The sequence below is a fragment of the Streptomyces sp. NPDC057280 genome (assembly GCF_042668605.1).
In the GTDB taxonomy this organism is placed as follows: Bacteria; Actinomycetota; Actinomycetes; order Streptomycetales; family Streptomycetaceae; genus Streptomyces.
On sequence record NZ_JBHUYR010000016.1, the window covers coordinates 23,495 to 36,203 of the forward strand.

General features: G+C 71.2%; 13 protein-coding genes. 12 read left to right on the forward strand and 1 reads right to left on the reverse strand.

Annotation, left to right across the window (positions count from 1 at the left end):
* Positions 1-19: 19 nt before the first annotated feature.
* From rpe to ACFUO4_RS43420, 7 genes are all read left to right on the forward strand, one after another.
* A complete protein-coding gene (gene rpe / locus ACFUO4_RS43390) occupies positions 20-706 on the forward strand; it encodes a ribulose-phosphate 3-epimerase (RefSeq protein WP_079308753.1) in 687 nt (228 codons plus the stop codon).
* A gap of 78 nt (positions 707-784) precedes the next feature.
* On the forward strand, positions 785-1,828 hold the full coding sequence (locus ACFUO4_RS43395; RefSeq protein ID WP_059196357.1) for a sugar-binding transcriptional regulator: 1,044 nt from the start codon (positions 785-787) through the stop codon (positions 1,826-1,828).
* Positions 1,829-1,868: 40 nt separating this feature from the next.
* Positions 1,869-2,240, forward strand: coding sequence for a ribonuclease domain-containing protein (locus ACFUO4_RS43400; RefSeq protein ID WP_383496182.1), 372 nt, complete (start codon positions 1,869-1,871; stop codon positions 2,238-2,240).
* Positions 2,237-2,539 (forward strand): barstar family protein, encoded by a 303-nt coding sequence (locus ACFUO4_RS43405; protein ID WP_079308755.1) that lies wholly within the window; start codon positions 2,237-2,239, stop codon positions 2,537-2,539. Before ACFUO4_RS43400 ends, ACFUO4_RS43405 begins: the two co-directional genes overlap by 4 nt.
* Positions 2,540-2,670: 131 nt before the next feature.
* The gene (locus tag ACFUO4_RS43410) at positions 2,671-4,113 is read left to right on the forward strand and encodes a GuaB1 family IMP dehydrogenase-related protein (RefSeq protein WP_179143342.1); all 1,443 of its coding nucleotides are present in this window, start codon (positions 2,671-2,673) and stop codon (positions 4,111-4,113) included.
* A gap of 236 nt (positions 4,114-4,349) precedes the next feature.
* Positions 4,350-5,825 (forward strand): amino acid permease, encoded by a 1,476-nt coding sequence (locus ACFUO4_RS43415; protein ID WP_079308757.1) that lies wholly within the window; start codon positions 4,350-4,352, stop codon positions 5,823-5,825.
* A gap of 10 nt (positions 5,826-5,835) precedes the next feature.
* Positions 5,836-6,288: an Lrp/AsnC family transcriptional regulator gene (locus ACFUO4_RS43420; RefSeq protein ID WP_079308758.1), complete on the forward strand. Its 453-nt coding sequence runs from the start codon at positions 5,836-5,838 to the stop codon at positions 6,286-6,288.
* Positions 6,289-6,378: 90 nt separating this feature from the next.
* Here the strand turns inward: ACFUO4_RS43420 and ACFUO4_RS43425 are convergent, their stop codons facing one another.
* Positions 6,379-7,119, reverse strand: a complete 741-nt coding sequence (locus ACFUO4_RS43425) for a GntR family transcriptional regulator (protein WP_383496187.1) — start codon at positions 7,117-7,119, stop codon at positions 6,379-6,381.
* Between the two features lie 190 nt (positions 7,120-7,309).
* Between ACFUO4_RS43425 and ACFUO4_RS43430 the strand changes: the two genes are divergently transcribed.
* From ACFUO4_RS43430 to ACFUO4_RS43450, 5 genes are read left to right on the forward strand one after another with little or no spacing between them, the layout of a single operon-like run.
* Complete coding sequence (locus ACFUO4_RS43430) at positions 7,310-8,455, forward strand: ABC transporter substrate-binding protein (RefSeq protein WP_383496190.1); 1,146 nt, start codon at positions 7,310-7,312, stop codon at positions 8,453-8,455.
* Positions 8,452-9,336 carry an ABC transporter permease gene (locus ACFUO4_RS43435; RefSeq protein WP_383496193.1) on the forward strand — a complete coding sequence of 295 codons (885 nt, stop codon included), beginning with the start codon at positions 8,452-8,454 and terminating at the stop codon, positions 9,334-9,336. The genes ACFUO4_RS43430 and ACFUO4_RS43435 overlap by 4 nt, the downstream gene beginning before the upstream one ends.
* Complete coding sequence (locus ACFUO4_RS43440) at positions 9,324-10,136, forward strand: ABC transporter permease (protein WP_079308761.1); 813 nt, start codon at positions 9,324-9,326, stop codon at positions 10,134-10,136. Before ACFUO4_RS43435 ends, ACFUO4_RS43440 begins: the two co-directional genes overlap by 13 nt.
* A 3-nt stretch (positions 10,137-10,139) precedes the next feature.
* Positions 10,140-11,222 (forward strand): ABC transporter ATP-binding protein, encoded by a 1,083-nt coding sequence (locus ACFUO4_RS43445; protein ID WP_383496197.1) that lies wholly within the window; start codon positions 10,140-10,142, stop codon positions 11,220-11,222.
* Positions 11,223-11,233: 11 nt separating this feature from the next.
* Positions 11,234-12,640 (forward strand): HAD-IA family hydrolase, encoded by a 1,407-nt coding sequence (locus ACFUO4_RS43450; RefSeq protein WP_383496200.1) that lies wholly within the window; start codon positions 11,234-11,236, stop codon positions 12,638-12,640.
* The last annotated feature ends 69 nt before the right edge of the window (positions 12,641-12,709 follow it).

The window sequence follows — 12,709 nt, forward strand, 5'->3', positions numbered from 1 at the left end:
GGCATGGCAGGCTTGGCACATGGCCGTGCAGATCAACCCCAGCATCCTGTCCGCAGACTTCGCCCGCCTCGCGGACGAGGCGAAGGCGGTGGAGGGAGCCGACTGGCTCCACGTCGACGTCATGGACAACCATTTCGTCCCGAACCTCACGCTCGGCGTGCCGGTCGTAGAGTCGCTGGCCCGTGCGACGGACACTCCGCTGGACTGCCATCTGATGATCGAGGCCCCCGATCGGTGGGCGCCCCAGTACGTCGAGGCGGGGGCCGGTTCCGTCACCTTCCATGTCGAGGCGGCCGCCGCCCCCGTCCGGCTCGCCCGGGAGATCCGCGCCAAGGGCGCCCGCGCCTCCATGGCGCTGAAGCCCGCGACGCCCATCGAGCCGTACGAGGATCTGCTCCCCGAGCTCGACATGCTGCTGATCATGACCGTGGAGCCGGGCTTCGGGGGACAGGCGTTTCTCGACATCATGCTCCCGAAGATCCGCCGCACCCGCGAGTTGATCAGCAAGCACGGCCTCGAACTGTGGCTCCAGGTGGACGGCGGAGTCGCGGCCTCCACCATCGAGCGGTGTGCCGACGCCGGAGCGGACGTCTTCGTCGCCGGTTCGGCCGTCTACAACGCGTCCGACCCGGCCGAGGCGGTACGTGCACTGCGCAACCAAGCGGAAGGGGCCACCGCCAAGGCGAGCTGGGCATGCGGCCACTGAGCCACAGGAACGTGAACGGCTCCCATCAGGGCTGATCGAGTCCGCCGGATCTGCAAGGATGAACGGCGAATCCAGAGTGTGAACAGCAGTGAGGAGATGGCCGTGTCGGGTATGTCGGCGGGCCGGTCAGCCATGCGGATGGGACCCGCTGAGCTGGTGCAGGCGGCGGCCATGGCCCGCCGCTTCTACCTCGAGGGCAAATCGAAGATCCAGATCGCCGAGGAGTTCGGCGTGAGCCGCTTCAAGGTGGCCAGGGTCTTGGAGACCGCTCTCGAACGGGATCTCGTACGGATCGAGATCCGCGTCCCGGCCGAGCTGGACGCCGAGCGCTCGGACGCGCTGCGTGCCCGGTACGGCCTCAGGCACGCCGTCGTGGTGGAGTCCCCGGCGGACGCCGAGGAGTCGCCGGACCCCGAGAACCTCGGTGAGACGGCCGCCGACCTGCTCGGCGAACTCGTCAACGAGGGCGATGTCCTGGGGCTCGCCTGGGGCCGGTCCACCATCCACATGGCGGCCGCCCTCGACCGGCTGCCGCCGTGCACGGTGGTGCAGCTGACGGGCGTGTACGACGCCGGGACCGCCGAGCGCGGCTCGGTGGAGGCGGTACGCCGTGCGGCCCAGGTCTCCGGCGGGGACGCCCACCCCATCTACGCGCCGATGCTGCTGCCGGACGCGGCCACCGCGGCCGCGCTGCGCAACCAGACAGGGATCGCGCGGGCCTTCGAGTACTTCGACAAGGTCACCGTCGCCTGTGTGTCGATCGGCTCCTGGGAGCCGGGCATCTCCACGGTGCACGACATGCTGAGTGACGAGGAGCGGGCGCACTACGCCTCCCTCGGCGTCGCCGCCGAGATGTCCGCGCACCTCTTCGACGCCCAGGGGCGCCGGGTGGGCCGGGACCTGGGGGAGCGGTGCATCACCGTCAAGGCGGACCAGCTCCGCCGTATCCCCGAGGTCGTCGCGATCGCGGGCGGGGCCCGCAAGGCGATGGCGATCGACGCGGTGCTGCGGTCCGGGCTGGTCACCAGCCTCGTCACGGACACGTCCGCCGCCGATGTGCTGATGGCGGCGGGGCCGACGCCGAAGCCCGCGCTGAACAGGGCTGACCCGGACGGCCTCTGACGGAAGGTCGGGGGAGGGCGGCCGTGGCAGCGTGGGTGACATGCCGCTGCGGTTCGTCCTCTGCCTGCTTCTCCTCGTGCTCGGGTGCTCGTCGACCCGGGCCTCCGACGAGGCCACTCCGTCGTGGGTCGGTGACATGGCCACCGTCCAGGAGGCCCGGCTCCCCGCGCAGGCCCGCGAGACGCTCGAACTCATCGACGACGGCGGGCCTTTCCCGTACTCCAGGGACGGGGCCGTCTTCGGGAACCGGGAACGGCTGCTCCCCGCCCACGAGCGTGGTTACTACCACGAGTACACCGTCCCCACGCCGGGCTCGCGCGATCGCGGGGCCCGGCGCATTGTCACGGGCCGGGGCGACGAGATCTACTACACCGACGATCACTACAACTCGTTCCGGGCGGTGCTGAGATGACCGAAGTTGTGGTCACGCTGGACCTCGACGGGGTCACCGACAAGGCCGGGCTGATGGACCGCTGCGCGCGGGACCTGCGGCTGCCGGACCACTTCGGCCGCAACTGGGACGCCCTGGCCGACGTCCTGTCCGACCCGGGCGTCTGGCCCGCGGAAGCCGTCGAGGCCGGGATCGTGGTCGTCGTACGGCACTGGGAGCGGTACGCCGAGGCGCGGCCGGAGGAGTGGGCGGTGGCGCGCGAGGTGTTCTCCGAGGCGTCCGTGCCCTCTGTGGCGCTCGCCCTTGGAGGATCCTCCTAGCGGCCCTCTGACCTGCTTGGACGATCTGTCCGGGCATCGCATTCAGGTTGACATGGGACAATGAAGTACGTGCTCTTCCCCCTGGCTGACCTGTCCGGGGGCCACCTCTGATCGACTGGGATGTGCAGCACGTGCGTTTCCTCAACGACATCCAGCCCCCGTACGACCTGACGTACGACGACGTCTTCATGGTGCCGAGCCGGAGCGCCGTCGGCTCGCGGCAGGGCGTGGACCTCAGCTCCCCGGACGGCTCGGGCACCACGATCCCGCTGGTCGTCGCCAACATGACCGCCATCGCCGGACGCCGTATGGCCGAGACGATGGCCCGGCGCGGTGGCCTCGTGGTCATCCCGCAGGACATCCCGATCGAGGTCGTCACCGACGTCGTCTCCTGGGTGAAGAGCCGCCACCACGTCCTGGACACCCCGATCGTGCTGGCCCCCCACCAGACCGTCGCGGACGCCCTCGCGCTGCTGCCCAAGCGGGCGCACAACGCCGGTGTCGTCGTCGACGACGAGGGCCGTCCCGTCGGTGTCGTCACCGACCAGGACCTGACCGGCGTGGACCGCTTCACGCAGCTGGAGGTCGTCATGTCGCGCGACCTGCTGCTCCTGGACGCCGACATCGACCCCCGCGAGGCCTTCAACCGCCTCGACGCGGCCAACCGGCGCTACGCCCCGGCCGTCGACGCCGAGGGCAAGCTGGCCGGCATCCTCACCCGCAAGGGCGCCCTGCGCGCCACGCTCTACACGCCTGCCGTGGACGCGAACGGCAAGCTGCGGATCGCCGCCGCCGTCGGCATCAACGGCGATGTCGCGGGCAAGGCCAAGCAGCTGCTCGACGCGGGCGTGGACACGCTCGTCATCGACACCGCGCACGGCCACCAGGAGTCGATGATCAGCGCGATCAGGACCGTACGGGCGCTCGACCCGCAGGTGCCGATCGTGGCCGGCAACATCGTCGCCGCCGAGGGGGTGCGGGACCTCATCGAGGCCGGCGCGGACATCATCAAGGTCGGTGTCGGCCCCGGCGCCATGTGCACCACCCGCATGATGACCGGCGTGGGCCGGCCGCAGTTCTCGGCGGTGCTGGAGTGCGCGGCGGAGGCCAGGAAGTACGGCAAGCACGTCTGGGCCGACGGCGGTGTCCGGCACCCGCGTGACGTCGCCATGGCGCTGGCCGCCGGTGCGTCCAACGTGATGATCGGGTCCTGGTTCGCGGGGACGTACGAGTCGCCTGGCGACCTCCAGCAGGACGCCGACGGACGGCTCTACAAGGAGTCGTTCGGCATGGCCTCCGCGCGGGCGGTGCGCAACCGCACGTCCGAGGAGTCGGCCTACGACCGCGCCCGCAAGGCGCTGTTCGAGGAGGGCATCTCCACCTCCCGCATGTTCCTCGACCCGGCCCGTCCGGGCGTCGAGGACCTGGTCGACTCGATCATCGCGGGCGTCCGCTCCTCCTGCACCTACGCCGGTGCGGGCTCCCTGGAGGAGTTCGCCGAGAAGGCGGTCGTCGGCATCCAGAGCGCGGCCGGCTACGCGGAGGGCAAGCCGCTGCACGCCAGCTGGAGCTAGGCGCGCCGCTGGGGAAGCCGTATTGCGGGACCGCACAACAAACAGGCGCCCGCATGCGATGAACGCAACGATCTTGCGCGTATGCGCAAAGTTGCTGCATTACGACCGTGATGCCCTGGCTCATAGGGTCATGCGCTGTACGTGGCGTGGCGGGGACCCCGCTCGGTGGGTTCCCGCTTGCGCGGGTGCCCCGCCGGTCCCCCTCGCGCCGACCGCAGCGACGAAGGAGTCAGCGCGTGCTCGACCAAGGCGCACCCCCGCACCCCCGCACCACACCGTCCCCGGGTCTCGGTGCACGCCTGATGCGGCGCAAGCCCGTGGAACGCCTGGTCGCCGAGGGCGGCCAGGGCGAGGGCGGCAGTCTGCGCCGCACCCTCGGGCTGTGGCAGCTGACCATGATCAGCATCGGTGCCACGCTCGGCACCGGCATCTTCGTCGTCCTCGGCGAGGCCGTGCCCAAGGCCGGCCCCGCCGTCACCCTGTCCTTCGTCATCGCCGGACTGACGGCCCTCTTCTCGGCCCTGTCCTACGCCGAGCTCGCGGGCACCATCCCGGTCTCCGGCTCGTCGTACTCGTACGCGTACGCAACCCTCGGCGAACTGGTCGCCTGGGTCTGCGGCTGGTGTCTGCTGCTGGAGTACGGCGTCTCGGTCGCCGCCGTCGCGGTCGGCTGGGGCCAGTACCTGAACGAGCTGCTCGACGGGACCATCGGCGTCACCATCCCGGACGCGCTGTCCGCCCCGCCCGGTGACGGCGGCATCTTCAACCTGCCGGCGCTGATCGTCGTCCTCCTCGCCATGGCGTTCCTGCTGGGCGGCGCGCGGGAGTCCGCGCGAGCCAACACCGTCATGGTCGTCGTGAAGATCGGTGCGCTGGTGCTGTTCTGCGCCATCGGCATCCAGGGCTTCCGCGCCGGCAACTACGAGCACTTCATGCCGCTCGGCATGGCGGGCGTCAGCGCGGCCGGGGCGACGCTCTTCTTCTCGTACATCGGCTTCGACGCCGCCTCCACCGCCGGCGAGGAGGCGAAGAACGCCCAGCGCGACCTGCCGCGCGCGATCATGCTGTCGCTGGTCATCGTCACCGCGCTGTACGTCCTCGTCGCGGCCGTCGCCGTCGGCGCGAGGCCCTGGCAGCGGTTCGGGGACTCCGAGGCCGCGCTCGCCCAGATCATGCGCGAGGTGACCGGACAGAGCTTCTGGGGGACCCTGCTGGCCGCGTGCGCGGTCATCGCCATCGCGAGTGTGGTGCTGACCGTGCTCTACGGGCAGACTCGCATCCTCTTCGCGATGTCCCGGGACGGGCTGGTGCCGAAGGTGTTCGGGCGCGTGCACCCGAAGACCGGCACGCCGCGGGCCAACACGGTGATCGTCTCCCTGTTCTGCGGTGTCCTCGCCGCCGCGATCCCGCTGGGGCAGCTCGCAGACGCCACCAGCATCGGCACACTCTTCGCCTTCGGGCTGGTCAACATCGCCGTCGTGGTGCTGCGCCGGACGCGTCCGGAGATGCCGCGCACCTTCCGGGTGCCGCTGTCGCCGGTGCTGCCGGTGCTGGGGCTCGGCTTCTGCGTCTGGATGATGGGCAGCCTGTCCGCCGTCACCTGGGTGGTCTTCGGAGTCTGGATGGCGGCCGGGCTCGTGTTCTACTTCGTATACGGCCATCGCCGTTCCCGTCTCGCGACGACCGCAACGCCCGCATCACCTGAGAGCTGAACCACCCACCGTGCTCAACGATCTCGACGAACGCATCGTCCACGCCCTCGCCGAGGACGCCCGCCGCTCCTACGCGGACATCGGGCAGATCGTCGGCCTGTCCGCGCCCGCGGTGAAACGCCGCGTCGACCGGCTGCGGGCCACCGGCGCGATCACCGGGTTCACGGTGCGGGTCGATCCGTCGGCGCTGGGGTGGGAGACCGAGGGGTTCGTCGAGATCTACTGCCGGCACAACACGTCGCCGGAGACGATCCGGCGGGGTCTTGAGCGGTACCAGGAGGTGGTCGCCGCGTCCACGGTCACCGGGGACGCGGATGCGGTCGTGCAGGTCTTCGCGTCGGACATGCGGCACTTCGAGAGGGTGCTGGAGCGGATCGCCGGGGAGCCGTTCGTGGAGCGGACCAAGTCGGTGTTGGTGTTGTCGCCGTTGCTGAGGCGGTTCTCGTCGGGGGCGCCGGGGTAGGGGCGGGGGCGAGCTCGGGGCGATCTGCCGTGTGCCGGGTGCGGGTGGTTCGTGGCTGGTCGCGCAGTTCCCCGCGCCCCTAAAGGCCCTTTACTCCGCCGTCTTCCTCGCCAGCGCGTTGTTGTCCATCGAGTTGTGGACGCTGAAACTCACCGCGTCCGAGCGGTAGCGGTCGTCCGACCACTCCACCGGGCGGCCCTCGCGCGTCGTCGTCACGCGGCGGACCCGCAGCAGCGGGCTGGTGCGGCGGACGGACAGGAGGTCCGCGTCCTGGGCGCCCGCCGCCACCGCGTCGATGACATGCTCGCCGTACGCGAAGACCAACCCGGTGTCGTCGTACAGACGTTGGGTGACGGACGGGCAGTCCGGCTCGATGGGTTCGACCGCCGGGGAGATCCAGTCGGCGTACACCGTCCGTTCGAGGAGCACCGGTTCGCCGTCCAGGCCGCGGACCCGCAGGACGTGCAACACCGGCGTGCCCGTACGCAGTTGGAGGCGTACGGCGTCCTCGGCGGTGGCCGGCCGGTACTCCTGCGTGATCACCTGGCCCGTCGCCTCGCGGCCCATCGCCCGCGCCCACTGGGCGAAGCTGCGCAGTTCCGCGAAGCTCTGGCTGCGGCGGCTGGCCAGCACCACGCGGCGGGCGCCCTGGCGGGAGCCGATGAGCCCCTCGGCGGTCAGGGCCGCGACCGCCTGGCGGACCGTGCCGCGTGAGACGCCGTACTGGGCCGCGAGGTCTGTCTCGGCGGGCAGGCGGCTGCCGACCGTGTACTCCTCGCGGTCGATCGCCCGGCGCAGTTCGTCGGCGATCTCCTCGTGTCGCGCCGCCATGCTTCCCCTCTGAGTCGAATGCTGTGCACAGCGTGACCAGCCTAGTCGACATCTGGCGATGGGTGGAGGGGACCTTGATTGGCCCGGAATTCGGGGGTCAGGGTTTTTTCAGTGTTTACGAAGACGACACCAGCGGCAGCCTTACTGGGGCCAACTTGTTCAGACAAGTTCTCAACGCCCTGGAGAAGCCGTGACCTTGTCCCTGCCGAGAACCGCCGCCCTCGGCGCCATAGCCGCGCTCACCCTGAGCGCCTGCGGCGCCGCCCCCGACACCGCGTCCACCACCGCCGACGGCAAGAACGCCGCCACCGCCACCTCCGCCGCCGACTTCGGCGGACTCGACGCCCTCGTCAAGGCGGCCAAGAAGGAGGGCAAGCTCAACGCCATCGCCCTGCCCCGCGACTGGGCCAACTACGGTGCGCTCATCGACGGGTTCGAGAAGAAGTACGGCATCAAGATCGCCGTCGAGAACCCCGACGGCGCCAGCCAGGACGAGATCAACGCCGTGACGTCGCGCAAGGGCCAGGACCGCGCCCCCGACGTCCTCGACCTCGGCAGCTCCTTCGCGATCAGCGCCGCCCAGCAGGGGCTCCTCGCGCCCTACAAGGTCGCCTCGTTCGCCGACATCCCGAGCGGGCAGAAGGACGCCCAGGCCCGCTGGTACAACGACTACGGCGGCTACATCTCCATCGGCTGCGACGCCAAGCGCGTCAAGAGCTGTCCCACCACCTTCGCCGACCTGCTCAAGCCGCAGTACAAGGGCCAGGTCGCCCTCAACGGCAACCCCACGAAGTCCGGTTCGGCGTTCGGCGGCGTCTGGGCGGCCGCGCTCGCGAACGGCGGCTCGTTCGACGACATCCAGCCCGGCCTCGACTTCTTCAAGAAGCTCAAGGACAACGGCAATTACACGCCCGTCGAGTCGACCCCGGCCACCGTCGAGAAGGGCGAGACGCCCATCAGCATCGACTGGGACTACCTCAACGCCGGGTACGCCGACGAGTTCAAGTCCAAGGGCGTGGACTGGAAGGTCGCCGTACCGAGCGACGGCCAGTTCTCCCAGTTCTACTCCCAGGCCATCAACAAGGACGCCCCGCACCCGGCGACCGCCCGCCTGTGGCAGGAGTACCTCTACAGCGCCGAGGGCCAGAACCTGTGGCTCAAGGGCTACGCCCGCCCGGCCCTGATGACCGCCATGGAGAAGGCCGGCACCCTCGACAAGACCGCCGCCGCCAAGCTCCCGAAGGTCTCGGGCACGCCCTCCTTCCCGACCGAGGCCCAGCAGGACAAGGCCAAGACGGTCCTCGGACAGGGCTGGGCGAAGGCCGTCTCCGGATGACGGCCACGCTCCCGCGGGTCGACACGGCGCCCGCCGCTGCGGTGAAGCGGCGGCGCCGGTCGCTCGGCTGGGTCGCCGTCCTGCCGCTGCTCGTCTTCACCGCGGTGGCCTTCGGGCTGCCCGCCTGGGCGGTCCTCGACGGCGCCTTCACGGCCAAGAGCACCGGCGCCTACACCACGGCCAACCTGACCGCCTCGCTGCAGGGCGCCTACCTCACCGCCCTCCTCGGCAGCGTCAAGCTGTCCGCCGTCTCCGCCGCCCTCGCGACGCTCCTCGGGCTGCCGCTCGCCCAGGCCGTCGTCACCTCCCGGTACCGCGCGCTGCGCGAGGCCGTGCTCACCGCGTCCGGCGTCCTCGCCAACTTCGGCGGCGTCCCGCTCGCCTTCGCCTTCGTCGCCACCCTCGGCAACGCCGGCGTGCTGACCCGGCACCTGGGCCTCACCGACAAGGGCTGGGACCTGTACAGCTTCTGGGGACTGGTCGTCGTCTACCTCTACTTCCTCATCCCGCTGATGGTCCTCACCATCACCCCCGCCCTGGAGGGGCTGCGCGTCCAGTGGCGCGAGGCCGCGCAGAACAACGGGGCGACCACCGCGCAGTACTGGCTGCACGTCGCCCTGCCCGTCCTGCTGCCCACGCTCCTCGGCGGGTTCGTGCTGCTCTTCGGCAGCGCCTTCGCCGCCTACGCCACCGCCGCCGCGATCGTGGGCAGTTCCGTCCCGCTGATCACCCTCCAGATCGCCGACGCCCTCTCCGGCAACGTGCTCGTCGGCCAGGAGAACGTGGCGCTCGCCCTCAGCCTCGACATGGTCCTCGTCGCGGGCCTCGTCATGGCGGTGTACCTGCCCCTGCAGCGGAGGAGTGCGCGATGGCTCGCCTGAACCTGTGGCGGTGGGGCGTGTTCGGCCTCGCCGGGCTGTACTTCCTGGTGCCGCTGGCCGCCTCCGTCGTCTTCACGGTCGACGTACCGGGGCAGGGCCTCACTGCCGACGCCTACACGCAGATCCTGTCCACCGGCGGCTTCGGCTCCAGTCTGCTGCTCTCGCTGGAACTGGCCCTCGCCACCATCGCCGTCGTCCTGCTGCTGATGGTGCCCGCCATGGTCGCGCTGCGGCTCGGCGCGCCGAAGCTGCGGCCGGTGGTGGAGGTGGTGTGCTCGCTGCCGCTGGTCGTGCCGCCGATCGCGTTCGTCGCCGGCATCGTCACGGTCCTGAAGTGGGGGCCCGAACACCTCTCCCGCACCCCGCTGTTCCAGACCTTCGTGGCGATCCAGAACCCCGACTTCCCGGTCGTGCTCGTCCTGGCGTACGTCGTGATGGCGCTCCCCTTCGTGTACCGGGCCCTGGACGCCGGACTGCGCGCGATCGACGTCCCCACCCTCGTCGAGGCCGCCCGCAGTTGTGGCGCGAGCTGGCCGCAGGCCCTGGTCCAGGCCGTGCTGCCCAACCTGCGCGGCGCCCTGCTCAACGCCTCCTTCCTCACGCTGGCGCTGGTGCTCGGCGAGTTCACCGTGGCCCAGCTCCTCGGCTTCCAGCCCTTCGCGGTGTGGATCGTCAACGTCAGCGGCTCCCAGGCCCAGTTGTCCGTCGCCGTGTCCGTGATGAGCCTGCTCGTCACCTGGCTGCTGCTCCTCGTCCTGGCCGGCTTCGGCGGGCGCTCCCGTACCACGTCCCGGGGTTGAACCATGAAAACGAACGAGAACGTCGCCGCCGTGCAGACCACCGAGAAGGCCGCCACCGTCGAATTCCGGGGACTCAGAAGGGAGTTCGGGGCCACGGTCGCGCTCGACGGCCTCGACCTCACCGTCCGCCCGGGTGAGCTGCTCGCCCTGCTCGGCTCGTCCGGCTGCGGCAAGACCACCGCCCTGCGGATGCTCGCCGGCTTCGAACACCCCGACTCCGGCGAGGTGCTGGTCGACGGCGAGGACGTCACCCGGGTCCCGGCCCACCGGCGTGACGCCGGGATGGTCTTCCAGTCGTACAGCCTCTTCCCGCACCTCGACGCGGTCGACAACGTGGCCTTCGGGCTGCGCATGCGCGGGGTGCGTACCGGTGAACGGCGGGCGCGTGCCGCCGAGTTGCTGGAACTGGTCGGCCTCGCCGACAAGGGCGGGCGCTATCCGCACCAGCTCTCCGGCGGCCAGCAGCAGCGCGTCGCGCTGGCCCGCGCCCTCGCCCTGCGGCCCCGGGTGCTGCTCCTCGACGAACCGCTGTCCGCGCTCGACGCCAAGGTGCGGCTCACCCTCCGCGAGGAGATCAGGCGGCTCCAGCAGGAGCTCGGCATCACCACCCTGTTCGTCACCCACGACCAGGAGGAGGCCCTGTCCATGGCCGACCGGGTCGCCGTGATGCACGCCGGGAAGCTCGAACAGTGCGCGGAACCCGCCGAGTTGTACGGCCGGCCCGCCACCGCCTTCGTCGCCGAGTTCGTCGGGACCATGAGCCGGATTCCGGGCCGGGTCTCCGACGGCGTGGTCGACGTGCTGGGGCAGCGGCTGCCGGTCGACGGCACGGGGCCGCAGGCCGGTGAGGTGGACGTGCTGGTGCGGCCGGAGGCCGTCCGGGTGGGCGCCGACGCGGACGGCAAGGCCCGCGTGCTCGCCACGTCTTTCCTGGGCGCCGCGGTACGCGTCACCGTGCGGCTCGCCGACGGCAGCGAGGTGAAGGCCGACCTGCCCGCGCACGAGACCACCGGTCTGACCGCCGGTGCCTCGGTGAACGTGTCCCTGCCCGAGCGGCCGGTGCTGGTCGCGGAACGTACCGCATGAAAGAGACCGAGATGACCCGACTCCCGCTCCAGGCCGTCCTGTTCGACATGGACGGCACGCTCGTCGACACCGAGCGGCTGTGGTGGGAGGCGGTGCAGCGGGTCGCCGGGCGGGACCTTACCGAGGCGGATCGGGCGGACGTCCTCGGCCGCCCCGTCGAGCACACCGCCGGCTGGCTGTCCGCGGCCACCGGCGCCCCGGCCGCCGGCCTCGCCGACGCCCTTCACCAGGAGTTCGCCGACCGCGTCCGCACCGGTGTCGTGCCCCGCCCCGGCGCGCTCGACCTGCTCGACGCGCTGGCCCGCGAGGGAGTGCCGACGGCCCTGGTGACCGCGTCCCCCCGGTCGGTCGCCGACACCGTGCTCGACGTGCTGGGGGCGGACCGCTTCGGCGTCTCGGTCACCGCCGACGACACCGACCGCACCAAGCCCGAGCCGGACCCGTATCTCGCCGCGTGCCACGCGCTCGGCGTCGACCCCTCGGGATGCGTCGCCGTCGAGGACACCGCGACCGGCGTCGCCTCCGCCGAGGCGGCGGGCTGCACGGTGCTCGCCGTGCCGTCCCTCGCCCCCATCGAGGCGGCACCCGGCCGGACGGTCGGGACCAGCCTGGCCGGGGTGACCCCCTCGGCACTGCGCGCCCTCCTCCCGTACCGCCTCCGGGTCATGACCTGGAACCTCTGGTACGGCGGCACCAAGGTGCACGACCACCGGGCCAAGCAGCTCAAGGTCATCGCCGAGACCGACGTGGACGTGGTCGGTCTCCAGGAGACGTACGGCACCGCCGCCGAGGAACTCGCCCAGGCGCTCGGCTGGCACCACCACCGGGCCGGGGAGAACCTCGGGATCATCAGCCGGTACCCGATCACCGCCGTCCTCGGCGACCCGGACGTGGGGTTCTACGGAGCCGCCGGCGCGCGGATCGCCGTGGCCGGTCAGGAGGTCGAGGTCTGGACGGCGCATCTGGACTACGAGCGGTACGGGCCCTACGAGGCCGAGCCGCTCGCGCACGAGGAGGTGCGGCTCGGGCAGATGCGCGACACCCTGCGCCGGATCGGACCGGCCTCGCCCGTCGTCCTCGTCGGTGACTTCAACTGCCCCTCCCACCTGGACTGGCCGGGCGTCGAGTGGCCGGTCACCCGGGCGGCCGAGGAGGCGGGCTTCGCCGACTCCTACCGGCAGGCCCGTCCCGATCCCGTGCGGGACCCCGGCCACACCTGGTCGCCGGTGGTCGTCCACCCGGAGCCGCAGGACCGGATCGACTTCGTCCTCCACCGAGGCCTGCGCGTCTTGGACTCCCGGACGTTCGTCAGCGGCTCGCCGCGCCCCTGCCCGGACGTCGCGGACAACGACTGGCCGTCCGACCACGCCGCCGTGATCACCACTTTTTCGCTGGGCAGCGGGCCGGGACCTGTCTAGCATCGGTGTCATGACCTGGCGACATTGATCCACCAGCCGTGCCTCCCGAGGGCCGCCTCGGACGCCGTA

What these genes read in the sequence shown, in the direction of transcription:
- ACFUO4_RS43445 (WP_383496197.1), top strand. Translation starts at nt 10,140, where the DNA reads ATGAAAACGAACGAGAACGTCGCCGCCGTGCAGACCACCGAGAAGGCC.
- rpe (WP_079308753.1), top strand. Translation starts at nt 20, where the DNA reads ATGGCCGTGCAGATCAACCCCAGCATCCTGTCCGCAGACTTCGCCCGC.
- ACFUO4_RS43440 (WP_079308761.1), top strand. Translation starts at nt 9,324, where the DNA reads ATGGCTCGCCTGAACCTGTGGCGGTGGGGCGTGTTCGGCCTCGCCGGG.
- ACFUO4_RS43435 (WP_383496193.1), top strand. Translation starts at nt 8,452, where the DNA reads ATGACGGCCACGCTCCCGCGGGTCGACACGGCGCCCGCCGCTGCGGTG.
- ACFUO4_RS43450 (WP_383496200.1), top strand. Translation starts at nt 11,234, where the DNA reads ATGACCCGACTCCCGCTCCAGGCCGTCCTGTTCGACATGGACGGCACG.
- ACFUO4_RS43400 (WP_383496182.1), top strand. Translation starts at nt 1,869, where the DNA reads ATGCCGCTGCGGTTCGTCCTCTGCCTGCTTCTCCTCGTGCTCGGGTGC.
- ACFUO4_RS43405 (WP_079308755.1), top strand. Translation starts at nt 2,237, where the DNA reads ATGACCGAAGTTGTGGTCACGCTGGACCTCGACGGGGTCACCGACAAG.
- ACFUO4_RS43425 (WP_383496187.1), bottom strand. Translation starts at nt 7,119, where the DNA reads ATGGCGGCGCGACACGAGGAGATCGCCGACGAACTGCGCCGGGCGATC.